Source organism: Burkholderia sp. AW33-5, assembly GCF_053427615.1.
Map to the genome: position 1 here is coordinate 213,568 of NZ_JBSAXA010000007.1, position 22,901 is coordinate 236,468.

Here is a 22,901-nt window from a genome sequence, read left to right on the forward strand (position 1 = left end):
GCTGCATTGTAGACGTCATTCGCGCGCGCTTCCTGCCGGTTTATGGCAGGAGCGACGCGTAGCGGCGGCGCGCGTCGCGCGGCGCCGGATGTTATCCGCGTGGCGGCAGTTCGCAGCCGTCGGGGCCGCACGCGGCGGCGTCGTCGCCGGCGAATTCGACGATGGCGCCGTCGCGCCACGCCTGCTCGAGCGCCTGCGCGAACACGTCGGCCGGCTGGGCGCCCGATACCGCGTAGCGGCCGCCGAACACGAACAGCGGCACGCCGCGCCCGCCGATCTGCGCCGCGCGCGCGATGTCGGCCTCGACTTCGTCACGGTACGCGTCGCTGCGCAGCACGGCTTCGACGGCCGAGCGCTCGAGCCCCGCTTCGACCGCGAAGTCGATCAGCGACGCGTGGTCGAACAGCGAGCCGTGCTCGCAGAAATACGCGCGGTACAGCCGCTCGGTCAGCGCATGCGCACGGCCGGTCGCCTCCGCGAGCTTCACGAGCCGGTGACCGTCGAGCGTGTCGCCGACGAACGTGCCGGGCAGGTCGTAGCTCAGCCCGACGCTCGCGGCCGCATCGGTCACCTGGCGCAGCATCTGGTCGACCTGCGCGGGCGACATCCGGTACTTGCCCGCGAGCATCGCCTCGACCGGTTCGACCGGCTGGCCCGGCATCAGCCGGTACGCGCGCAGCGCGACGTCGACGTGCTCGGCGTGCGCGAACGCGGCGAGCGCCTCGTCGAAGCGGCGCTTGCCGATCCAGCACCATGGGCAGATCAGGTCGGACCAGATTTCGACGGTCAGGATCGGGCGGGCAGTCGGGGCAGGGGTGGTCGTCATGAGTGGTCCGGGGCGGCAAATAAATGTAACCGGGACTATATCACTTTATGCTTCGATGCTTCGTCGGGGTCTCGCCCGGGCCGAACGGGGCGGCCCGGATGCTTCACGAAGCATAGTCACGGACCGGGTGTACCGGTAGCGATTGTCGATCCCAGTCGGGGCGCCGCCCGCTGCGCGCATCGCTTACACGTCGCCCTGCGTTTCCTTCAGATGCTTCAGGTGCTTGTAGACGGTCGCGCGCCCCATCCCGAGCACGTTCGCGACGTAGTTTGCGGCGCTCTTGCCGCGGAACGCGCCTTCCGCGTACAGCGCCTCGACGAGCTCGCGCCGGTGCTCGCGCGTGAGCCCGTTCAAGCCGACCTGCCGCTCGCGCAGCCAGCCGTGCAGGAACGTGTTGATGCGTTCCTGCCAGTCGTCGCGGAACAGCTCGTCCGGTTGCGCGACGATGCCCGCGCCCTTGATGAAGACGTCGAGCGTCGCGCGGACGTCGTCGAACACCGCGATGTTGAAGTTGATGCACATCATCCCGGCCGGGCGGCCTTCGTCGTCGAACAGCACGTTGCTCACGCAACGCATCCGCCGGCCGTCCCAGTTCAGCTTTTCGTACGGACCGATCACGCGCTCGCGCGCCGAATGATCGATTTCCTCGAGTGCGGAGTCGTCGCCGACCTCGCGCTTCGACAGGTTGTTCGCGAGATACAGCACGGTCTGGTCGTGCAGGTCGTGGATCACGACTTCCGCATACGGGAAGAACAGCGCCGCGATGCCGTCGGCGATCGGTGCATAGCGGGTGAGCAGCAGGTCTTTGACGGGGGATTGCTTCTTGCGCATCGGAATCGCCATCTCGGGTGAGCGGGGGCCGGGCGGTATGTCGGCGCGGCGCGCCGGCGTGCCGTCGACCGGCTGCTCCGTGCGCCCGCGCGCTGCCGCCGCGGCGGTTGCGCCATTGTATCGGCCCCGCGTGCGCGCGCCGCTCATGCGCGCGTCAGATGCGTGTACAGCGCATGGGCGATCGCGATGTCCTCGAGCCCGAGGCCGATCGAGCGGAAGAATGCATGACGCGTGCGCGACGGCGCCGCGCAGGTGCCGGCGACGAGCGCGGGCAGGTCGCCGACGATCCGCTCGGGCGTCCAGCCGTGCCCGGCCGCCGCGATCTGCATCTCGCCCGCGCTCGCGGGCGTCGTGTGCCGGTAGTCGCAATACACGTCCATGTCGGGCAGCCACGCGGGCGGGATTTCATGCGCGCGCGCGACGTTGGTGCTGATCGACGTGACGAGCGCGGGGCGCGTGAGCATGCCGTCGGCGAGCACCGGCGTGCCCGACGACGTGCACAGCATCACGACGTCCGCGTCGCGCACGCACGCCTCGACGCTGGCGGCCGCACGGGCCCGCGGATCGATCCGCGCGAGCGTCGCCTGCAGCGCCGGGTCGCCGGCGAGCGCGGGCGAATGAACGCTGATCGATGCCCAGTCGCGCAACGCCGCGGTGTGGCGCAGATGCGCGAGGCCGACCGCGCCCGTGCCGATCACGGCGAGCCGGCGCGCGTCGCGCGGCGCGAGGCAGTCGACCGCGAGCGCCGTCGTGCCGGCCGTGCGCTCGACCGTCAGCAGCCCCGCGTCGCACCACATCAGCGGTTGGCCGGTGCGCATCGACATCAGCGCGGTCCATGCGGTGACGATCGGTCTCCCGTCGGGTTTGCCGCCGGTCGCGACGTACGGCGACAGCTTCGCGCCGAACACCTGCTCGTCGGCGAGCGCGCCGAGATACGTGATGAAATCGCCGGCCTGCTCCGGGAACAGCGTGAGCGTCTGCGGCGGCTGCACCGCGCGGGCCGACGCGAGCGACGCGAACATACGGCGCAGCGTGCCGAGCACGTCGAGCGACGGCAGCGCCGCGCGCACCGCGGCTTCGTCGACGGTCAGCGGCAGGGTCGGGGCGGGTTGCGTCATGGGACTTCTCCGGTCGGGGCCGGACAGGACAGTCTCGACATAGCGCGTCCGGCGGTGTTCGTAGTGGACTAAAAGTCTAATATAGACAAAGTAAATTGGGTGGATTTTTCTTTTGAGGAACGAGGGGATTCGATTTCATCGGAAAAAACATAGATAAATCAACGGTGATGAGCAATGTCGACTGCATCTCAAGGGACTGCGTGAGCGCCGGATTATCGTATCCCCTATAGTCTATAGTAGACTAAGAGTCTATATTTTCGCGTGCAGACCGGCGTGCCGTCGCACGATGACCGGTCTTCATCGCCTCAATCCGGAATCGAAGGACATCCGTCATGAACTGGAAGCTTTCCCTCTGCGCCGTCGCGGCGCTTGCGTGCGCGGCCGTCACGGCCCACGCGGAACAGACCACGCTGCGCTTCGGGATCGAAGCCGCGTATCCGCCGTTCGAGAGCAAGACGCCGGCCGGCCAGCTGCAGGGTTTCGACGTCGACATCGGCAACGCGGTGTGCGCGAAGCTGAACATGAAGTGCGTGTGGGTCGAGAATGCGTTCGACGGGCTGATCCCGGCGCTGCAGGCGCGCAAGTTCGACGCGATCAATTCGGCGATGAACATCACCGCGAAGCGCAAGCAGAGCATCGATTTCACGCCGGCGATCTACGTGGTGCCGATCGTGATGGTCGCGCACCGCGGCTCGCCGCTGCGGCCCGATGCCGCGAGCCTGCGCGGCAAGCACGTCGGCGTGCTGCAGGGCTCGTCGCAGGAGGATTTCCTGAAGGCGCACTGGGCGAATGCGGGCGTGGCCGTCGTGTCGTACCAGGATCAGGACCAGATTTATGCCGATCTCGTCGCCGGGCGTCTCGACGCGGCCGTGCAGGAAGCGCAGACCGCGCAGGACGGTTTCCTCGACAAGCCGGCCGGCCGCGACTATCAAATCGTCGGCGACGCGCTGAAGGATCCCGCGACGCTCGGCGAAGGCACCGGCTTCGGGATGCGCAAGGGCGACAAGGCGCTGCAGGCGAAGATCGTCGGCGCGCTCGACGCGCTGAAGAAGGACGGCACGCTGAGCGCGCTGTCGCAGAAATACTTCAAGCGCGACATCGTCGCGAAGTAAGCCTGGCCGCGCGCCGGCCGCGGTGCCGGCGCGCGTCGCACCGAATCTCGACGCAGTACGGGGAAGCATGGATTTCGACGTCATCGTTCTGGGGGCCGGCATCGTCGGCGTGTCGTCGGCGCTGCATCTGCAGGATCGCGGGCTGCGCGTCGCGCTCGTCGACCGGCGCGCGCCCGGCGAGGAGACGAGCCACGGCAATGCCGGGCTGATCGAGCGCTCGTCGGTCGTGCCGTACGCGTTCCCGCGCCGTCTCGGCACGCTGCTGCGCTACGCGCGCAACCGCTCGGTCGATCTCTACTGGGATTACAAGGCATTGCCCGCGTATGCGGGCTGGCTCGCGCGCTTCTGGCGCGAATCGTCGCCGCAGCGGCTCGCGGCCGCCGCGCGCGACATGCTGCCGCTCGTCGCGGCGAGCGTCGTCGAGCACGACGCGCTGCTCGCGCGCACCGACGCGCAGCCGCTCGTGCATGACGGCGGGTGGATCGAGGCGTTCCGTTCGCCGGCGCTGTTCGACGCGGAAACGCGCGCGCAGCAGCGGGTGGCCGACGCGCACGGGTTGCGAATGAGCGTCCTCGACGCGCGCGCGTTGCGCGAACGCGAGCCCGGCATCGGCGACGCATTCTGCGGCGCATTTCACTGGCAGGACCCGAAGACCGTGTCGAGCCCCGGGGGCCTCACGAAGGCGTACGCGCGGCTGTTCGAGCGCGACGGCGGCACGTTCGTGCACGGCGACGCGACGACGCTCGCGCAGGTGAGCGACGGCTGGCGGGTCAAAACCGAGCATGGGCCGATCGCGGCCCGCTCGGCCGTGGTCGCGCTCGGGCCGTGGTCCGATCACGTGTTCGCGCCGCTCGGCTACCGGATTCCGCTGCGCGCGAAGCGCGGCTATCACATGCATTACCGGCCGACCCGCGCGCCGCTGAACGTGCCCGTGTGCGATACCGAGGCGGGTTTCGTCGTCGCGCCGATGGAGGGCGGCCGCCTGCGGCTCACGACCGGTGTCGAGATCGCGTTGCGCGGCGCACCGCCGACCGGCGTGCAGCTCGCGCGCGCCGAGCCGCTGGCGCGCGACGCGTTCGGCATCGGCGAGCGGCTCGATCCGGCGCCGTGGCTCGGCATGCGACCGTGCACGCCCGACATGCGTCCGGTGATCGGGCCTGCGCCGCGCCATCGTCATCTGTGGTTCGCGTTCGGCCATTGCCACCACGGGCTCACGCTCGGGCCCGCGACCGGGCGTCTGCTCGCCGAGATGATGACGGGCGAGCCGACCTACATCGATCCCCATCCATACCGACCCGCGCGCTTCGGCTGAGCGCGTTTCGATGTGACGGCCGCCGCGGTGCGGCCGTCACATTTTTTCATTTGGTAATCCGCACTGCATTATCCGCGGTCGCGCGAATGGAAATTGTCTGCGTAATTGATCGGAAAGAAATCGCTAAATAAGAAAATCGGTAAACAAGCGATTTATTAATGCATTTTCATGAAAATGAAATGCGAAACAGGCGATTCGGCCGGGCAATCCGGCGGCGCTTTCGTACCGGACGTTCCGATGTGGCACGGAATGTACCGGAACACGTTACTTCGGGCCTCGCAAACGTTACGTTACATCCGCGCGCCAGACGCCAGATTCATCAGATGATTATGGCTGTGCGATCCGCTTATTTGCCCTGAAATCCATATAAAACCGTTATTGGCTTGCAATGGGCCGACGAATCAATCCGCTTTAACCGGGTGGCACACTTCGTGCAATCCGTCCCCATGCTTTATCAACGTAGTGCCAACCGAGATGGGGTAAAGATGGGACAAAAGCTTAAATTGACGGGTGTGGCGCTGTCGGTCGCGACGGTGTTCGGGGTACTGGCTTCCGGTTCGGCTATCGCGGGGACGCTCGATGCGCTGCCGCTTCCGCAGGTAATCGTGAATCCGCCGACGAACAGCGTCTCGATCGGGCTGGCCGCGACCGGCACGTCGCCGCTGGGTTCGGTCACCGTGGCGGCGGGCGGATCGGGCGCGATCCAGACGTCGCTCGGCAATCCGGCGCAAGCCTTGTCGGGAGCGGTGAACGCGCTGCAAGGCGCGCTCGGCGGCGCTGGCGGCACGGTGACGCCGCTCGCGCCGGTGCAAGGCGTGGTGAACCAGGTGACGGGGGCGCTTGGCGGCGGCAATCCGGCGGGTGCGTTGACTGGCGCGCTGGGTAACGTCGGCGGCGGTGCAAACCAGCTGGCGCCGGTTCAAGGCGTGGTCAATCAAGTGACGGGCGCGCTCGGCGGTGGCAATCCGGCGAGTGCGTTGACCGGCGCGTTGGGCACGGTGACGGGTGCGCTGGGTAACGTCGGTGGCGGCGCAAACCCGCTGGCGCCGGTTCAAGGCGTCGTCAATCAAGTAACGGGGGCGCTCGGCGGCGGCAATCCGGCGGGTGCGTTGACCGGCGCGTTGGGCACGGTCACGGGTGCGCTGGGTAACGTCGGCGGCGGTGCAAACCCGCTGGCGCCGGTTCAAGGCGTGGTGAACCAAGTGACGGGCGCGCTCGGCGGCGGCAATCCGGCAGGCGCCTTGACCGGCGCGCTCGGTACGGTCACGGGCGCACTGGGCAACGTCGGCGGCGGTGCAAACCCGCTGGCGCCGGTTCAAGGCGTGGTGAACCAAGTGACGGGGGCGCTCGGCGGCGGCAATCCGGCGGGTGCCTTGACCGGCGCGTTGGGCACGGTCACGGGTGCACTGGGTAACGTGGGCGGTGGTGCAAACCCGCTGGCACCGGTTCAAGGCGTCGTCAATCAAGTGGCGGGCGCGCTCGGTGGCGGCAACCCGGCAGGTGCGTTGACCGGTGCGTTGGGCACGGTGACGGGTGCACTGGGTAACGTTGGCGGCGGCGCGAATCCGCTGGCGCCGGTGCAGGGCGTGGTGAATCAAGTGACGGGCGCGCTCGGCGGCAACAACCCGGCAGGTGCGTTGACCGGTGCTCTCGGCACGGTCACTGGCGCACTCGGCAACGTCGGCGGCACGAACCCGCTGACACCGATCCAGAACGTCGTCGACCAGGTCACGGGCACGGTGGGCAGCGGCAATCCTGCCGGTGCGCTGAGCAATGCGGTCAATACGATCACGGGGACGCTCGGCAACATCGGTGGCGCGTCGAGCCCGCTGGCACCGGTGCAAGGCGCCGTCACGCAACTCGCCGGCACGCTTGGCAACGGCAACCCGGCCGGTGCACTGACGGACGCCGTGAACTCGATGACGGGCGCACTCGGCAACCTCGGCGGCACGAATCCGTTGGCGCCGGTGCAGGGCGTCGTGAACCAGGTCGTCGGCACGTTGTCGGGCGCCGGCGGCGGCAGCCCGATCGCACCAATCACGAACCTCGTCAGCGGCCTCCAGAACGCACTGCCGACGGGTGGCAATGCGGCCGGCGCGCTGACCGGTGCGCTCGGTTCGGTCACGAGTGCGCTCGGCAATCTCGGCGGCACGAACCCGCTGGCCCCGGTGCAAGGCGTCGTGAACCAGGTGGTCGGCACGCTCGGCAGCGGCAGCCCGGCAGCCGCACTGAGCAACGCAGTCAGTTCGGTAACGGGCGCACTCGGCAACCTCGGCGGCACGAACCCGCTGGCCCCGGTTCAAGGCGTCGTGAACCAGGTGGTCGGCACGCTCGGCAGCGGCAACCCGGCAGCCGCACTGAGCAACGCAGTCAGTTCGGTGACGGGCGCACTCGGCAACCTCGGTGGCACGAATCCGCTGGCGCCGGTGCAGGGCGTCGTGAACCAGGTCGTCGGCACGCTGTCGGGCGCAGGCGGCAGCCCGATCGCGCCGATCACGAACCTCGTCGGCGGTCTGACCGGCGGCAGCAACCCGGCCGGCGCACTGACCGGTGCGCTCGGTTCGGTGACGGGCGCCCTCGCGAACGGCCCGGCAGCCCTCGGGCAGGCGGCCGGCGCGCTGTCGGGCGCCGCCGGTTCGACGGCTGCGGCGGGCGGCAGCCTGCTCGGCTCCGGCGCGAGCGCGGCCGGCAGCACGGCGGGCGCGACCGGTTCGCTGGTGTCGACGACCGGCAACGCGACGGCAACGGTCGTCAACGCCGTCGGCACGACGCTGGGTACGGCACTGGGTTCCACGCCGGGCCTGTCGGTCACGCCGCACTCCGGCAACGGCTCCGCGAACAACCCGCTCGCACCGGTGTCGACGCTGCTGCAGGCGGTGACTGGCGCATTGCCGAAATAACCGGCCGGAACGCGCGGCGGTGGTCCATCGCCTGCCGCGTGCAACGGGTCGTACGACGCGGCATGACAGCAATGTCATGCCGCGTTTTTCTTTGGGATCCCGAGGTGTTTCGTGCGAGGAATGGCGCCGCTTCGTGGGGCGGCATGGAATAACTGGCCGGATTCGTCCGTTTACATACCGAGTCTCGGCGCGGCCGGACAGCGGGATAATGGTCATCACGAAGTCGACTTCCCGTCCGGCGGCATCGTGCCGCGATGCCATGCCAAGGAGAACGGGAATGAAGACGATGCTGTTCGCCATCGCGCTGACGGCCGCGATCGCGCGGCCCGCGGCCGCCGAGCCGCCGCAGGCCGGTGACGGGAAACTGGTCGACGAAGATCACATGACGCTGTACGTGTTCGATCACGACGCGCCGGGCAAGAGCACCTGCACCGGCACCTGTGCGGCCAACTGGCCGCCGGCGCTCGCCGACGGATACGACAAGGCGTCGGGTGCACTGAGCCTCGTCACGCGCGACGATGGCAAGAAGCAATGGGCTTACCACGGCCGTCCGCTGTATCGCTGGAAGATGGACCGCAAGGCCGGCGACGCGGGCGGCGACGGAATCGGCGGCATGTGGCACGTCGCGCGTCCCTGAACACCGACCGACGGACTGACGGCGCGGCGACGCGCGAGGCATCCGGATGAGTTACGAATCGGACCTGCTGGTGTGGTTGCCGCATCTCACGCGATATGCGCGCGCGCTGACGGGCGACCGGGCCTGGGCGGACGATCTCGTGCAGGACACGCTCGAGCGCGCGTTGAACCGGCCGCCGCGCGACGGCGGCAACCTGCGTGCGTGGCTGCTGACGCTGCTGCGCCACCGCTTCATCGACCAGTTGCGCGCGCGGCACGAGATCGCCGTCGACGATGCGACCGCGCCATGGCAGACGATGGCCGCGCCGACCGACGAGATCGGCGGCCTGCTGTTGCGCGACGTGCAGCGCGCGCTGTACCGGCTGCCCGTCGAGCAGCGCGAGGTGCTGCTGCTGGTCGCGCTCGAGGAATTGAGTTACCGCGACGCGGCGCAGGTGCTCGGCGTGCCGGTGGGGACGGTGATGTCGCGGCTGTCGCGGGCGCGTGAACAGATGCGTGCGCTGCTGTCCGGCGAGCCGCCGGCGCGCGGCGCGGCCGCGTTACGGGTGATCGGGAAGACATGATGGACGACGATCCGCGCAAACCTTCGAACGATCGGGACGGCGGAGCCGACGCGTCGGCGCAACTGCTGTCGGCGCTGCTCGACGGCGAGCTGTCCGGGCAGGAGCGTCGCGAGGTACTCGAACGGCTGGCGTCCGATCCGCGCGAAGCCGACCGGTTCGCGCATTACGGCGCGCAGCGCGATGCGCTGCAAGCGCTGTTCCCGCTGCCGGCCGCCGCACCCGCGCTGTTCGTGCAGCGGCGCGTGCCGCGTTGGCGCGGCGTCGCGTATGCATTCGCGGGGCTGGCGGCCGGGCTGGTGATCGGCGTCGCGCTGCACGCGGGCTGGACGACCTTCGGCGCCGAGCCGGCCTTCGCCGCGCGCGCGGACGTCGCGTATGCCGTGTACGCGGCCGATCGCGAGCATCCGGTCGAGGTCGACGCACGCGATCCGGCGCGCCTTGCCGCGTGGCTGTCCGCGCGTCTCGGGCGGCCCGTGCGTGCGCCGTCGCTCGACGAATACGGCTATGCGTTGCTGGGCGGCCGGCTGCTGCCGGGCGACGCGGGGCCGGCCGCGCAACTGATGTACCAGCGCGCGGACGGCAAGCGCGTGACGCTCTACATGGCGGCCTACGATGCGCGGCGCTTCGCGCCCCGGGCGATGTCCGCCGGCGGCCGCGATACGTACTTCTGGTCCGATCGCGGCATGGGTTATGCGCTCTCCGGACACGCCGACGAACGGCGGCTGCGCGAGCTCGCGATCGAAGCATGCGGCGCGCTCGGCGGACCGACCGACGCGTGGAAGGGCTGACGCGCGCGACATCGGCAGGGAGCCGACGATGAACACGAAGAAGGCGGTGATGGTTGCGGTGGCGCTCATGGTGGGCGCCGGGCTCGCGCGGGCGGACGGCGATGCGCCGGTGCGCGCGCCGGTCGACGCCGACGGCGTGCAGCGGGTGGCGATCGTCGGCGGCAGCTATTTCTTTCGTCCGAGCCACGTGATCGTCCGCGCGCACGTGCCGGTCGAACTCACCGTCTCGGCCGAGCCGGGCGTCGTGCCGCACAGTTTCAAGATCGACGCGCCGCAGGCCGGCATCGCGGTGCATACCGAGCTGGGCACGACGCCGCGCACGTTGCGCTTCACGCCGACGGCGCCTGGCCGCTTCGCCTACTATTGCACGCATCGGCTGCTGTTCCTGCGCAGCCATCGCGAGCGCGGAATGGAAGGCGTGCTCGACGTCGAGGCGGCGCCGTGATCGCCGCGTTGCTGGCCGCGAGCCTGATAGGAGCGAGCATGACAGCCGATCCCGTGACCATCGCGCAGACGCATTTCGACCAGGTCCATTCGTACCGCGCGACGATCCGCTCGTCCGCGCGCAGCGGCGAGCATGCCGAATTCCACTATGCCTACCTGAAACCCGGTTTCGTCCGGATGGACTTCGTGTCGCCGCATCACGGCGCGGTGCTCGCGTACGACCCGGGCAACGGCAAGGTGCGGCTGCGTCCGTTCGGCGAGCATGCGCTGCCGGCGCTGACGCTGTCGCCGTCCAATCCGCTGCTGCGCGACCGCAGCGGCCATCGCGTCGACCGTTCGGACGTCGGCGTGCTGCTGCACAACGTGCATGCGCTGCAGCAGGGCGGTGCGACCGTGACGGAAGGCAAGGAAAACCTCGGCGGCCGCTCCACGCTGCGCGTATCGGTGACGGGCGCGCCCGCGCATGTGGTCGACGGCGTGCACCGCTATCGTCTGTGGCTGGACACCGAGGACGGCTTTCCGCTGAAGGTCGTCAGCTTCGCGGACGACGACGGCGCGCCGCTCGAAACGGTGACGCTCGACGACGTCGAGATCGACGTCGCGTTTCCCGCCCGCTTTTTCTCGCCCTGATCGCGTTTTTGACCCCGATTCTGATTCGCGCCGGAGGCAGCATGGCGGAATACCGGTTTTCGACGACGTGGCGCGTGGACGCGCCGCTCGCGGCTGTCTGGGACGCGATCTACCAGGTCGATCGCTGGCCGGACTGGTGGAAGAGCGCCGTGCGGACCGTCGAGATCGAGCACGGCGACGCGGGCGGCGTCGGCGCGCTGCAGCGATACACGTGGAAAGGCGCGTTGCCGTACCGGCTGACCTTCGACATGCGCGTGCTGCGCGTCGAACGGCCGCATGTGCTCGAAGGCCGCGCGAGCGGCGCGATCGAAGGCGACGGCCGCTGGTCGTTCGCCGGCGACGGCGCGCGCACCGTCGTGCGCTACGACTGGCACATCCGCACGCGCGAGCGCTGGATGAACTGGCTGGAGCCGATCGCGCGCCCGCTGTTCGCGTGGAATCACGACGTCGTGATGCGCGAAGGCGCGAAAGGCCTCGCGCGGCTGCTCGGCGCGACGGTCGAGACCGACGGCCGGACGTTTCAGCCGGTCGCGGGCTGTCCGGACATGTGACGATCCCGTGGCCGCGGTTTGTGCCCTTGGCACGTCCGCGCAGCCTTGTTCATGCGATGCCGGACGACCGCGGGAACTCGGTGCTCGCCCCGTGTCGCAATTGGGGCGAGGTCGGGATATCCCGTATCTCGTCCGCGCCCGGTGTGCGGAATCGATGTTTATGTGATTGTTTTTAATGAAATTTTTCAATCAATCCCCGTTTTTCCATCGTTCCGCCCCGCACGAAAAAACCTCCGGCTCCCCTTCTTGAATTTGTCAAAACCCGTCCATATAATTAGCACTCGCTGCACGAGAGTGCTAACAATTCTCTGCCGGGCGACCCGCCGGGCAGATTCCCTAAGCGTTCTTCAATCTCAGTCAAGAGAGGAGTGAATATGAACCTTCGTCCTTTGCACGATCGCGTGATCGTCAAGCGCCTGGATCAGGAAACCAAGACCGCCTCGGGCATCGTGATCCCCGACGCAGCAGCTGAGAAGCCGGATCAAGGCGAAGTCCTGGCCATCGGCCCGGGCAAGCGCGACGACAAGGGCGCGCCGATCGCGCTCGACGTGAAGGTCGGCGATCGCGTGCTGTTCGGCAAGTACGCTGGCCAGACCGTCAAGGTCGACGGCCAGGAGCTGCTGGTCATGCGTGAAGAAGACATCATGGCCGTGGTCAACGCGAAGTAAGCGTCCACTGACGGTACATATTCTCAAGAATTCAAGGAGTTAGAAGATGGCAGCTAAAGACGTCGTATTCGGCGATTCCGCCCGTTCGAAGATGGTCGAAGGCGTGAACATTCTCGCCAACGCAGTCAAGGTCACGCTGGGTCCGAAGGGCCGCAACGTCGTGCTCGAGCGCAGCTTCGGCGGCCCGACGGTCACCAAGGACGGTGTGTCGGTCGCGAAGGAAATCGAGCTGAAGGACAAGCTCCAGAACATGGGCGCGCAAATGGTCAAGGAAGTGGCTTCCAAGACCAGCGACAACGCAGGCGACGGCACGACGACGGCAACCGTCCTCGCGCAATCGATCGTTCGCGAAGGCATGAAGTACGTCGCATCGGGCATGAACCCGATGGACCTGAAGCGCGGCATCGACAAGGCAGTCGCAGCGGCTGTCGACGAGCTGAAGAAGATCAGCAAGCCGTGCACGACGAATAAGGAAATCGCACAGGTCGGCTCGATCTCGGCGAACAGCGACACGTCGATCGGCGATCGCATCGCTGAAGCGATGGACAAGGTCGGCAAGGAAGGCGTGATCACCGTCGAAGACGGCAAGTCGCTCGCCGACGAACTCGACGTCGTCGAAGGCATGCAATTCGACCGCGGCTACCTGTCGCCGTACTTCATCAACAACCCGGACAAGCAAGTCGCCGTCCTCGACAACCCGTTCGTGCTGCTGCACGACAAGAAGGTGTCGAACATCCGTGATCTGCTGCCGGTGCTCGAGCAAGTCGCGAAGGCTGGCCGCCCGCTGCTGATCATCGCTGAAGACGTCGAAGGCGAAGCGCTCGCAACGCTGGTCGTCAACAACATCCGCGGCATCCTGAAGACCGTTGCGGTCAAGGCGCCGGGCTTCGGCGATCGCCGCAAGGCCATGCTGGAAGACATCGCGATCCTGACCGGCGGTCAAGTCGTCGCGGAAGAAACCGGCCTGACGCTCGAGAAGGCAACGCTGGCAGAACTGGGCCAGGCGAAGCGCATCGAAGTGGGCAAGGAAAACACGACGATCATCGACGGCGCAGGCGAAGCCGTGAACATCGAAGCGCGCGTCAAGCAAGTTCGCACGCAAATCGAAGAAGCGACGTCGGACTACGACCGTGAAAAGCTGCAAGAGCGCGTGGCCAAGCTGGCCGGCGGCGTGGCAGTGATCAAGGTCGGTGCTGCGACCGAAGTCGAAATGAAGGAAAAGAAGGCACGTGTCGAAGACGCACTGCACGCAACGCGCGCAGCTGTGGAAGAAGGCATCGTGGCAGGCGGCGGCGTTGCGCTGATCCGCGCTCGCACCGCGATCGCAGGCCTGACCGGCGCGAACGCCGACCAGAACGCCGGCATCAAGATCGTGCTGCGCGCAATGGAAGAGCCGCTGCGCCAGATCGTCACGAACGGTGGCGAAGAAGCCAGCGTCGTGGTGGCGGCAGTTGCTGCAGGCACGGGCAACTACGGCTACAACGCAGCAACGGGCGAGTACGTCGACATGGTTGAAGCCGGCGTCGTCGACCCGACCAAGGTCACGCGCACCGCACTGCAGAACGCAGCTTCGGTTGCAGGCCTGCTGCTGACGACGGACGCAGCTGTCGCAGAACTGCCGAAGGAAGACGCACCGATGCCGGGCGGCATGCCGGGCGGCATGGGCGGCATGGGCATGGACATGTAATCGACTTCGGTCGATGGTGTCCGGAGCGCGCAGCGATGCGCGTTCCAGCCAAAGAAAAAGACCCGCAGCGATGCGGGTCTTTTTTTATGCGCGCGAAAAGGGACGGACGCGGGACGGACATGCCGCCCCGAAGCGAGCACAGGCCGCGCAACGGCGGCGCAGGGCCGCCGCGCGGCGTCAATGCCGGGCGATTCGCGGCGAGCTTTTGCTGCTTTCCGTCACCGGACGCCCGCCTTCCTCGTCGTTGCTGCGCGCCCAGAAGAACCGGTCAGGCAGGTACGCGCCCATGCCGGGCCGGAACGCGTCGCGGACGGCCTGGTACAGGTATTCCTGCGCCTCGCGCACCGCTTCGGGCGGCTCCTGGCCGTTCGCGAGCAGTGCCGCGATCGCCGCGCCGAGCGTGTCGGTGATGCCCATCAGCCGGTGCGGCGAGCGATCCCACATATCTTCGCGAAGCTGGCCTTCCTCGCCGTACAGCGTGTTGACGAGCCGGTGCGAGCCCGTTTCCGACGACAGGATGTATTCGCAGCCCTGCGACAGCAGGTGCGACACCGCCGCGTCGAGATTCGGCGCCTCGGCATCGCCGTCCGGCTGCGCGAGCGCGATCAGCGTCGCGTGGTCGGCGACCAGCAGCGTCGTCTGCGGCGCGAGCAGGTCGGCGATCGATTCGCGCAGGTCGTCGGCGGCGAGCACGTGCTCGTCGTCGAGCGTGAAGTCCGGTGCGAGCACGAGCGGCACGCCGTCGTAGTCGGCGACCACTTCCGCGATCGCGCTCACGACTTCCGCGCGCGTCGCGGCGCCGATCTTGAACGCGGCGACCGGCATGTCCTCGAGGAGCATGCGCGCCTGGGCGGCGACGACATCGGGATCGAGACCGGTCACTTCGTCGCAGGCGGCGGAGTCGCGCACGGTGTAGCCCGTCAGGACGGACACGCCGTGACAGCCCATGCTCGCCAGGGTCATCAGATCGGCTTGGAGGCCGGAGCCGCCGGTGGGATCGGACAGGCCGAAGGTGAGGACGATCGGAGGGGCGTTGCTGGACATGTAAAAATGGGGCAAGAAAAAAACGGGGAAGCGACAGAGCTGCGGACGGCGAGGCGAATCGGGCGTTTGGGCCCCGTGTTGCCCGGCAGGCCGCACTTTTCAGCCATTATGCGGCGGAATCCGGCCCGCACGACGGAATTTTTAGCGCAGCGCAACGTAGTCGTCGGACTCCAGTGCGATTGCTAGGCAGTCCGGCCCCGACACGGTACCATCATGGCTCCCGAATTTACCGACTTTTCCCCGACGCGGCTTAAGATGGAATACAAGAGCTGGATGTGCCTGATTTGTGGCTGGATTTATGACGAAGAAGCCGGGCTGCCCGAAGAGGGCATCGCCCCGGGCACGCGCTGGGAAGACGTCCCGATCAACTGGACGTGCCCCGAATGCGGCGCTCGCAAGGAAGACTTCGAGATGGTCCAGATCTGACCGGACCTTGGCCCACGGACACACCGCTTCGGCCTCGCGGTTGCCCGGCGCTTGCGCGCCGCGGCCGACGCGAGCGACTTGACGATGACAGGCGCGCGTGTCCATGACGTCCGATCCGGCGAACGTTTCCCACCCTGACGCACTGCCCAACCCGCGTGGCGGGGCCGTGCGCGCGGCCGACGCGTGGCTCGCGGCGGCCGCCGATGCATTCGAGCAGCGGGACGATGCGGCCGCGCCGCTGTCGGCCGCCGCGGCCGTGCTGGCGGAGGCCGGCTGGCTGCCGGCCGCCCGTTTCGCCGGGCAACTGGCCGCGGCGGTGCCGCTGGTCGCCGCCGAACCGGCTTCCGCCGCCTGGCGTCTCGCGCTGAGCGATTTCCGCGCGGCGGTCGAACGCCACAATCTGCGCGAGCTGGCCTGCTCGCCCATCCTGTTCGAACATTTCCGGGCGCTGCGTGCGCAAAGCGCGGCCGACCTGCACGCGAGCGTGCCGCTCGACGTGCTGGCGCTCGTCGGGCGCGCGACACCGCCGGCGACGCTGCGCGCGCTGCCCGACGCATTCGCGAGCCGGGCGCGGGCCCGATACGAGCAGGCGCTGCTCGACGTGCTGCGCGCGCCGCACGGCACGCCGGACGCGGCGCTCGACGAACTCGACACGATCCTGACCGCGCTGGCCGACGGCGCGCCGTACGATTTCTGGCGGCTCGCCGCCGCGTGCCTGCGCGCGCTGCGCGCCAGCGCCGCGCCCGAACTGAAGCGTTTCCTCGCACGCACCAACCTGCTGCTCGGCGAGCACGCGCAGGGCAGGCGCAGTGCGCCGCCGGCGCTCGTGCGCGAAACGGTTGCGCTGCTGTGGCGCGATTTCGCGCTGTTCGGCGCAGCCGCGGAAGACGTCGCGCTCGTCGACGTGCTGCACGACTATGGGCTGACCGTGGACTGGCACGTCGCCGGCACGCCCGCGTCCGAGGCGCTGTGGGAGGCCGACGCCGCGCGCGCCGAGCGTGATGCGGTCGCGGCGGCGCCCACCCGCATGCTCGGTGTCGTGACCGTCAACGCCCATGCGTATGAGGATTTCCTGCAGACGGCCGACGCATCGATGGCCGATCTGGCCGTCGATCCGGCCGCGGCCGATGCGGGGGCCGCATGGCGCGCATCCGCGGCCGCCTACCGGGTCGGTACGGCCGCATGCGCGCTCGGGCTCGGTCATGCGGCGCTGCTGGCCGACACGCTCGGGCTGGCATGGCGCCGTGCCGCGCACGGCATGCCGCTCGCCGAAGGCGGGCTCGACGCACACGCCCGCGCGTCCGACATGCTGCGCGCCGCGCTGCTGAAGATCGCCGCGGGGGTGGCGCCGCCGGATCTGACCGCGGCGTCCGGGGCGCTCGGCGCGGCGCTCGGCCGGACCTGATGCGCAACGGGGCGCGACCTCGGCGGCAGCCCTTGTCGCACGGGCCGGCAACACGCTGCCGACAGCACCCGCGCGCGTGTTAGAGTGCCGTGTGATCCGCGCGCGTCGTTGCCAGCGTCGCGCGGCGTTGCTTGTTGATCGCGGCCCGGTCAGGTCGCGGCGTCTTTGCTAAAATTCAAACCATGTCAAAGCCTTCCGATCGCATCAATCTCACCAACCAGTTCCTGATCGCCATGCCGAACATGGCGGATCCGACGTTTTCGGGAACGGTGGTCTATCTTTGCGATCACAGCGAGCGCGGCGCGCTCGGCCTCGTCATCAATCGTCCCACCGACATCGACCTCGAATCGCTGTTCAACCGCATCGACCTGAAGCTCGACATCGAGCCGCTGCTGCACATCCCCGTGTACTTCGGCGGCCCGGTCCAGACCGAGCGCGGCTTCGTGCTGCACGAGCCAGTCGAGGGCGCGAACTACAACTCGTCCATGTCGGTCGAGGGCGGGCTCGAGATGACGACGTCGAAGGACGTGCTCGAGGCGGTCGCGACGGGCACCGGCCCGAAACGCTTCCTGCTGACGCTCGGCCATGCAGGCTGGGGCGCCGGTCAGCTCGAGGAAGAAATTTCCCGCAACGGCTGGCTGACCGTGGCCGCCGATCCCCGCATCGTGTTCGACACGCCGGCCGAGGAGCGCTTCGAAGCCGCGCTTGGCCTGCTCGGCGTCAGCTCGTCGATGCTGTCCGGCGAAGCAGGGCACGCATGAGTGGCGCGAGCGCGCGCGATGCGACGCTCCTGGCGTTCGACTATGGCGAGAAGCGGATCGGCGTCGCGATCGGCAATGCGCTGACGCGCTCGGCCCGCGCCCTCGTCGTGATCCCCAACCTGAACCGCGAGCACCGCTTCAAGGCGGTCGGCGAACTGCTGGCCGAATGGCGGCCGGACGCGCTCGTCGTCGGCCTGCCGATGCATCCGGACGGCACGCCGCACGAGATGACGCAGCAGGCGAAGCGCTTCGGCAATCAGCTGAACGGCCGCTTCGGGCTGCCCGTCACGTGGGTCGACGAACGTTATTCGTCGGTCGAGGCCGAGGCCGGGCTGCGCGAGCGCAACGTGCGCGGGCGCGTACGTGCCGAGATGCTCGACGCCGAGGCCGCGCGCGTGATCCTTCAACAGTATCTCGATCAATTGTCCGACCATGAGCACCATTGACGCCGACGCGCTCTACCGCGTCCTGCTCGACCAGATCCGCGACGCATACGGCACGGCCTTCGCCGAGCCGGGCGGCCCGCGGCTCGCCGGCATTCACAGCGGCGGCGCGTGGCTCGCCGAGCGCCTCGCGCGCGATCTCGGCGCGCCGGGCTTCGGCGTCGTGAACGTCGCGCTGCATCGCGACGACTACGCGAAGAAGGGGCTGCACAGCCAGGCGAGCCCGACGTCGCTGCCGTTCGACGTCGACGGCGCGCGCATCGTGCTCGTCGACGACGTGCTGTACACCGGCCGCACCGTGCGCGCCGCGCTCAACGAACTGTTCGACTACGGCCGTCCGGCCGCGGTCGAGCTCGCGGTGCTCGCCGATCGCGGCGGCCGCGAGCTGCCGGTCGCCGCGCGCTTCGCGGGCGGCACGCTCGACGTGCCGGCCGATGCGACGCTCGTGCTCGCGCGCGACGAGGCTGCGCAGCTGACGCTGCGCATCGAGGCGCACGGCGCCTGACCGAACCGCGAAACCGTATCCCGGGCCGCCGGTTCGTGCCGCGGCCCGTTTGCATAGTTGGAATCACGCACACCATGACCACCGACACCACTGGCCGCACCGGCAATCCCGCTGCGGCCGCGAGCCCCGAGCGGTTCCGCTACGGTTTCCTGAAGGGCAACCCGCAGCTCACGAAAAACGGCGAGCTGAAACACCTGCTGTCGATCGAGGGGCTGCCGCGCTCGATCGTCAATCACATTCTCGATACGGCCGAGCAGTTCGTCAGCGTGACGGACCGCGAGGTGAAGAAGGTGCCGCTCCTGCGCGGCAAGTCGGTGTTCAACCTGTTCTTCGAGAACTCGACGCGCACGCGCACGACCTTCGAGATCGCCGCGACGCGCCTGTCGGCCGACGTGCTGAACCTGAACATCAACGCGTCGTCGACGAGCAAGGGCGAGTCGCTGCTCGACACGATCAACAACCTGTCGGCGATGCATGCCGACCTGTTCGTCGTGCGCCACGCATCGAGCGGCGCGCCGTACCTGATCGCCGAGCACTGCGCGCCGCACGTGCACGTGATCAACGCCGGCGACGGTCGACATGCGCACCCGACGCAGGGCCTGCTCGACATGTACACGATCCGTCACTACAAGCGCGACTTCACGAAGCTGCGCGTGGCGATCGTCGGCGATATCCTGCATTCGCGCGTCGCGCGCTCGGACATCCACGCGCTCACCACGCTCGGCGTGCCGGAAGTGCGCGCGATCGGCCCGCGCACGCTGCTGCCGGGCGGCCTCGAGCAGATGGGCGTGAAGGTGTTCCACAACCTCGACGAAGGGCTGAAGGGTGTCGACGTGATCATCATGCTGCGCCTGCAGAACGAGCGGATGAGCGGCGCGCTGCTGCCGTCCGCGCAGGAATACTTCAAGACCTGGGGCCTGACGCCCGAGCGCCTCGCGCTCGCCGCGCCCGACGCGATCGTGATGCACCCGGGCCCGATGAACCGCGGCGTCGAGATCGACTCGCAGGTCGCCGACGGCCCGCAGTCGGTGATCCTCAACCAGGTCACGTTCGGCATCGCCGTGCGGATGGCGGTGATGGGCATCGTCGCCGGCAACAGCGACTGAGCCCGCCTTCGCGCATCCTTATTCACGCAATCAACGCATTCACAGACAGCGCATGAAGATTCATATCCAAGGCGGCACGCTGATCGACCCGGTCGCCGGCACCGAACGGCAGGCCGACGTATTCGTCGCGGACGGCAAGATCGCCGCGCTCGGCACGGCGCCGGCCGGTTTCAACGCGGAGAAGACGATCGACGCGGCGGGCCTGATCGTCGCCCCCGGTCTCGTCGACCTGTGCGCGCGGCTGCGCGAGCCGGGCTACGAGCACAAGGCGACGCTCGCGTCCGAGATGGCCGCGGCCGTCGCCGGCGGCGTCACGACCCTCGTGTGCCCGCCGGACACCGACCCCGTGCTCGACGAGCCGGGCCTCGTCGAGATGCTCAAGTTCCGCGCCCGCAACCTCCACCAGGCGAACGTCCATCCGCTCGGCGCGCTCACCGTCGGCCTCAAGGGCGAAGTGATCACCGAGATGGTCGCGCTGACCGAGTCGGGCTGCGTCGGCTTCACGCACGCGAACGTGCCGGTGCGCGACACGCAGGTGCTGCTGCGTGCGCTGCAGTACGCGAGCACCTACGGCTACACGACGTGGCTGCGTCCGCTCGACGCGTTCATCGGCCGTGGCGGTGTCGCCGCGAGCGGCGCGCTCGCATCGCGGCTCGGGCTGTCCGGCGTGCCGGTCGCGGCCGAGACGATCGCGCTGCACACGATCTTCGAACTGATGCGCGTGACGGGCGCGCGCGTGCACCTCGCGCGCCTGTCGTCGGCGGCAGGCCTCGCGCTCGTGCGTGCGGCGAAGGCCGAGGGGCTGCCCGTGACGTGCGACGTCGGCGTGAACCACCTGCACCTGATCGACGTCGACATCGGCTACTTCGATTCGCAATTCCGGCTCGACCCGCCGCTGCGCGGCGAGCGCGATCGCGAAGCGATCCGCGCGGCGCTCGCCGACGGTACGATCGACGCGATCTGTTCCGATCACACGCCGGTCGACGACGACGAGAAGCTGCTGCCGTTCGCCGAAGCGACGCCGGGCGCGACGGGGCTCGAACTGCTGCTGTCGCTCACGGTGAAGTGGGCCGATGAAACGAACACGCCGCTCGCGCAGGCGCTGCGTCGCATCACGGCGGCGCCGGCCGACGTGCTGCAGTTGCCGGCAGGCCGTCTGGCCGAAGGCAGTGCGGCCGACCTGTGCGTGTTCGACCCGCGCGCGCACTGGCGCGTCGAGCCCCGCGCGCTGAAGAGTCAGGGTCACAACTCGCCGTTCCTCGGCTACGAACTGCCGGCCTGCGTGCGCACGACGCTCGTGGCGGGGCAGGTCGCGTTCGAGCGCCACTGAACCACGCCGGATCCTCGCCATGACCGCTCTTCGCAAGCTGCGTCTCGTCTTTCACCTGTTGCGCGGCATGGCGATCGTCGCGCTGCGCTTTTCGCATGTCACGCCCGCGCGCCGCGCCGAGATGACGCGCCGCTGGTCGCTCAAGATGCTGCGGATCTGCGGGATGCGCCTCGTCGTCCACAACGACGGCGCGCGGCTCGACGCGAGCGCGCTCGTGGTCGGCAATCACGTGTCGTGGCTTGACATCTACGCGATCAACGCGTGGCGGCCGACGCCGTTCGTGTCGAAGGCCGAGGTGCGGCAGTGGCCGGTCGTCGGCTGGCTCGCCGAGAAGCTCGACACCGTGTTCCTGCAGCGCGAGAAGCGTACCGAGGCGATGCGGATCATGCACGAGATGGCCGAGCGCCTGCGCAACGGCGGGCTGATGTGCGTGTTTCCGGAAGGCACGACGTCGGACGGGCAGTCGCTGCTGCCGTTCCATGCGAACCTGTTCCAGGCGTCGGTATCGGCCGGCTGCTCGGTGCAGCCGATCTGCCTGATGTACGAGGACGCGCAGCGGCGGCAGTCGGTCGCGCCGGCGTATACGGGCGAGCTGTCGCTCGGAATGTCGCTCGACATGGTGCTGCGCGGCGGCCCGCTGGTTGCGCACCTGTACGTGTGCGAGCCGATCGCGCCGTGCGGTGACCGCCGCACGACTTCGGCGGCGGCGCGCGACGCGATCGCGGCTGCGCTCGAAGCGATGCAGGCGAAGGTCGGCAAGCCGTCGCCCGAGTCGCTGGCGGAGCTCGAGCGGCACGCGTATCCGGCAATCGAAGTCGGCGGCGGTGCGGCAGGCGATGCGGCGGCCGAGGAGCCGGTGCCGGGGCGCGAGGGTTGATGCTTCATTCCGCCCGCGCGTCTCGCGTACGGGCTACTCGCCGCCCGGCGTGCGGCACGCTTCGCACTGCACCTGCGTGACCGTGCGCTGCGCCGGGTCGGCCGTCAGTCGTACGGCCGACAATTGATTTCCCCATACGCACCCCGAATCGAGCGCGACGACGTTGTCGCGCAGCATCAGGCCGAGCGCGGCCCAGTGGCCGAACACGACCGTCACGTTTTCGGTGCGGCGCGCCGGTACGTCGAACCACGGCAGGTAGCCGGGCGGGGCGGTGTCCGGGCCGCCGTTCGCCTTGAACTCCATCGCGCCGTCGGGCGTGCAGAACCGCAGGCGCGTGAACGCGTTGAATGCGACGCGCATCCGGTCGCGTTTTTTGAGGTTCGGACTCCATTGGTTCGGCTCGTTGCCGTACAGGCCTTGCAGGGTGTCGCGCCAGTCGGGTGCGCGCAGCGCGCGTTGCAGCTCGTCCGCGAGTTCCAGTGCGAGCGTGGCGTCCCATTGCGGCAACACGCCTGCGTGGACGAGCAGCATGTCGTTTTCGAAATGGGCGAACGGGCGGTGGCGCACCCAGTCGAGCAGTGCGTCGGCGTCGGGCGCGTCGAGGATTTCGCCAATCGTGTCGCCCGGGCGTTCGGTGCGGATGCCGGCTGACACCGCGAGCAGATGGAGGTCGTGGTTGCCGAGCACGACGGTCGCGCGCGGGCCGAGGTCGACCAGCGCGCGCAGCGCGGCGAGGGAGTCGGGCCCGCGGTTGACGATGTCGCCGGCGATCCAGAGCGGGGTGTCGGCGGGGGCTGAAAGCTTTTCGGAGAGCGACTGGAAAGCTGAATGACAGCCTTGGATGTCGCCGATGGCGATGGGGGTGCGGGTCATGAGAGGCGGATCCTGCGGGTATCCCGGAAAAAAGAAAAGTAATCGGAATTCAGCGTGATTTTTTG

At 68.6% G+C, this 22,901-nt stretch carries 24 protein-coding genes; 19 read left to right on the forward strand and 5 right to left on the reverse strand.

From position 1 onward, the window contains the following. Positions 1 to 91 precede the first annotated feature (91 nt). The 3 genes from ACV22V_RS14965 to ACV22V_RS14975 form a co-directional block, all read right to left on the reverse strand. Positions 92 to 826, reverse strand: coding sequence for a DsbA family oxidoreductase (locus ACV22V_RS14965; RefSeq protein ID WP_059530439.1), 735 nt, complete (start codon positions 824 to 826; stop codon positions 92 to 94). Between the two features lie 183 nt (positions 827 to 1,009). Continuing rightward, positions 1,010 to 1,804: a helix-turn-helix transcriptional regulator gene (locus ACV22V_RS14970; RefSeq protein WP_448014387.1), complete on the reverse strand. Its 795-nt coding sequence runs from the start codon at positions 1,802 to 1,804 to the stop codon at positions 1,010 to 1,012. After that, positions 1,801 to 2,775 carry an ornithine cyclodeaminase family protein gene (locus tag ACV22V_RS14975; RefSeq protein ID WP_059690721.1) on the reverse strand — a complete coding sequence of 325 codons (975 nt, stop codon included), beginning with the start codon at positions 2,773 to 2,775 and terminating at the stop codon, positions 1,801 to 1,803. The genes ACV22V_RS14970 and ACV22V_RS14975 overlap by 4 nt, the downstream gene beginning before the upstream one ends. A 332-nt stretch (positions 2,776 to 3,107) precedes the next feature. Here ACV22V_RS14975 and ACV22V_RS14980 point away from each other — a divergent pair, with 332 nt between their 5' ends. From ACV22V_RS14980 to groL, 11 genes are all read left to right on the forward strand, one after another. After that, entirely contained in the window at positions 3,108 to 3,887 is a 780-nt protein-coding gene (locus tag ACV22V_RS14980; RefSeq protein WP_059530430.1) for an ABC transporter substrate-binding protein, read from the forward strand. Positions 3,888 to 3,954: 67 nt separating this feature from the next. Beyond that, positions 3,955 to 5,199 carry an NAD(P)/FAD-dependent oxidoreductase gene (locus ACV22V_RS14985; protein WP_059699354.1) on the forward strand — a complete coding sequence of 415 codons (1,245 nt, stop codon included), beginning with the start codon at positions 3,955 to 3,957 and terminating at the stop codon, positions 5,197 to 5,199. A gap of 485 nt (positions 5,200 to 5,684) precedes the next feature. Then, complete coding sequence (locus ACV22V_RS14990) at positions 5,685 to 8,099, forward strand: beta strand repeat-containing protein (RefSeq protein ID WP_448014390.1); 2,415 nt, start codon at positions 5,685 to 5,687, stop codon at positions 8,097 to 8,099. Between the two features lie 277 nt (positions 8,100 to 8,376). After that, the gene (locus ACV22V_RS14995) at positions 8,377 to 8,736 is read left to right on the forward strand and encodes a COG4315 family predicted lipoprotein (RefSeq protein WP_059530421.1); all 360 of its coding nucleotides are present in this window, start codon (positions 8,377 to 8,379) and stop codon (positions 8,734 to 8,736) included. Positions 8,737 to 8,782: 46 nt separating this feature from the next. Next, positions 8,783 to 9,298, forward strand: coding sequence for a sigma-70 family RNA polymerase sigma factor (locus ACV22V_RS15000; RefSeq protein WP_059507036.1), 516 nt, complete (start codon positions 8,783 to 8,785; stop codon positions 9,296 to 9,298). Further along, positions 9,298 to 10,086, forward strand: coding sequence for an anti-sigma factor family protein (locus ACV22V_RS15005; RefSeq protein WP_448014428.1), 789 nt, complete (start codon positions 9,298 to 9,300; stop codon positions 10,084 to 10,086). The genes ACV22V_RS15000 and ACV22V_RS15005 overlap by 1 nt, the downstream gene beginning before the upstream one ends. A gap of 28 nt (positions 10,087 to 10,114) precedes the next feature. Beyond that, complete coding sequence (locus ACV22V_RS15010) at positions 10,115 to 10,531, forward strand: quinol oxidase (protein ID WP_448014392.1); 417 nt, start codon at positions 10,115 to 10,117, stop codon at positions 10,529 to 10,531. Next, positions 10,528 to 11,160, forward strand: coding sequence for a LolA family protein (locus ACV22V_RS15015; RefSeq protein WP_448014393.1), 633 nt, complete (start codon positions 10,528 to 10,530; stop codon positions 11,158 to 11,160). The genes ACV22V_RS15010 and ACV22V_RS15015 overlap by 4 nt, the downstream gene beginning before the upstream one ends. A gap of 41 nt (positions 11,161 to 11,201) precedes the next feature. Then, the gene (locus ACV22V_RS15020; RefSeq protein WP_059530407.1) at positions 11,202 to 11,711 is read left to right on the forward strand and encodes an SRPBCC family protein; all 510 of its coding nucleotides are present in this window, start codon (positions 11,202 to 11,204) and stop codon (positions 11,709 to 11,711) included. A 374-nt stretch (positions 11,712 to 12,085) separates the two neighbouring features. Then, positions 12,086 to 12,379 carry a co-chaperone GroES gene (gene groES, locus ACV22V_RS15025; protein ID WP_004186661.1) on the forward strand — a complete coding sequence of 98 codons (294 nt, stop codon included), beginning with the start codon at positions 12,086 to 12,088 and terminating at the stop codon, positions 12,377 to 12,379. 46 nt (positions 12,380 to 12,425) lie between these two features. Further along, positions 12,426 to 14,066, forward strand: coding sequence for a chaperonin GroEL (gene groL / locus ACV22V_RS15030; RefSeq protein WP_059530405.1), 1,641 nt, complete (start codon positions 12,426 to 12,428; stop codon positions 14,064 to 14,066). 177 nt (positions 14,067 to 14,243) lie between these two features. Here the strand turns inward: groL and ACV22V_RS15035 are convergent, their stop codons facing one another. Further along, positions 14,244 to 15,110, reverse strand: a complete 867-nt coding sequence (locus ACV22V_RS15035) for a hydroxymethylpyrimidine/phosphomethylpyrimidine kinase (protein WP_059466951.1) — start codon at positions 15,108 to 15,110, stop codon at positions 14,244 to 14,246. Positions 15,111 to 15,365: 255 nt separating this feature from the next. Here ACV22V_RS15035 and ACV22V_RS15040 point away from each other — a divergent pair, with 255 nt between their 5' ends. The 8 genes from ACV22V_RS15040 to ACV22V_RS15075 all read left to right on the forward strand — a co-directional run bounded on the left by ACV22V_RS15040 (position 15,366) and on the right by ACV22V_RS15075 (position 21,963). Continuing rightward, a complete protein-coding gene (locus tag ACV22V_RS15040; RefSeq protein WP_004186709.1) occupies positions 15,366 to 15,536 on the forward strand; it encodes a rubredoxin in 171 nt (56 codons plus the stop codon). Positions 15,537 to 15,639: 103 nt separating this feature from the next. Continuing rightward, positions 15,640 to 16,941: a hypothetical protein gene (locus ACV22V_RS15045; protein ID WP_448014397.1), complete on the forward strand. Its 1,302-nt coding sequence runs from the start codon at positions 15,640 to 15,642 to the stop codon at positions 16,939 to 16,941. 182 nt (positions 16,942 to 17,123) lie between these two features. Then, the gene (locus ACV22V_RS15050) at positions 17,124 to 17,702 is read left to right on the forward strand and encodes a YqgE/AlgH family protein (RefSeq protein WP_006751106.1); all 579 of its coding nucleotides are present in this window, start codon (positions 17,124 to 17,126) and stop codon (positions 17,700 to 17,702) included. Then, on the forward strand, positions 17,699 to 18,148 hold the full coding sequence (gene ruvX, locus ACV22V_RS15055) for a Holliday junction resolvase RuvX (protein WP_448014399.1): 450 nt from the start codon (positions 17,699 to 17,701) through the stop codon (positions 18,146 to 18,148). The genes ACV22V_RS15050 and ruvX overlap by 4 nt, the downstream gene beginning before the upstream one ends. Continuing rightward, positions 18,135 to 18,650 (forward strand): bifunctional pyr operon transcriptional regulator/uracil phosphoribosyltransferase PyrR, encoded by a 516-nt coding sequence (pyrR, locus tag ACV22V_RS15060; RefSeq protein WP_059690733.1) that lies wholly within the window; start codon positions 18,135 to 18,137, stop codon positions 18,648 to 18,650. Before ruvX ends, pyrR begins: the two co-directional genes overlap by 14 nt. Positions 18,651 to 18,724: 74 nt before the next feature. Continuing rightward, entirely contained in the window at positions 18,725 to 19,756 is a 1,032-nt protein-coding gene (locus tag ACV22V_RS15065) for an aspartate carbamoyltransferase catalytic subunit (RefSeq protein ID WP_044846292.1), read from the forward strand. Positions 19,757 to 19,808: 52 nt separating this feature from the next. Then, positions 19,809 to 21,086 carry a dihydroorotase gene (locus ACV22V_RS15070; RefSeq protein WP_059530395.1) on the forward strand — a complete coding sequence of 426 codons (1,278 nt, stop codon included), beginning with the start codon at positions 19,809 to 19,811 and terminating at the stop codon, positions 21,084 to 21,086. A 19-nt stretch (positions 21,087 to 21,105) separates the two neighbouring features. Then, positions 21,106 to 21,963, forward strand: coding sequence for a lysophospholipid acyltransferase family protein (locus ACV22V_RS15075; RefSeq protein ID WP_448014402.1), 858 nt, complete (start codon positions 21,106 to 21,108; stop codon positions 21,961 to 21,963). Positions 21,964 to 21,996: 33 nt separating this feature from the next. Here the strand turns inward: ACV22V_RS15075 and ACV22V_RS15080 are convergent, their stop codons facing one another. Beyond that, positions 21,997 to 22,836, reverse strand: coding sequence for a symmetrical bis(5'-nucleosyl)-tetraphosphatase (locus ACV22V_RS15080; protein WP_448014403.1), 840 nt, complete (start codon positions 22,834 to 22,836; stop codon positions 21,997 to 21,999). Positions 22,837 to 22,901: the final 65 nt, after the last annotated feature.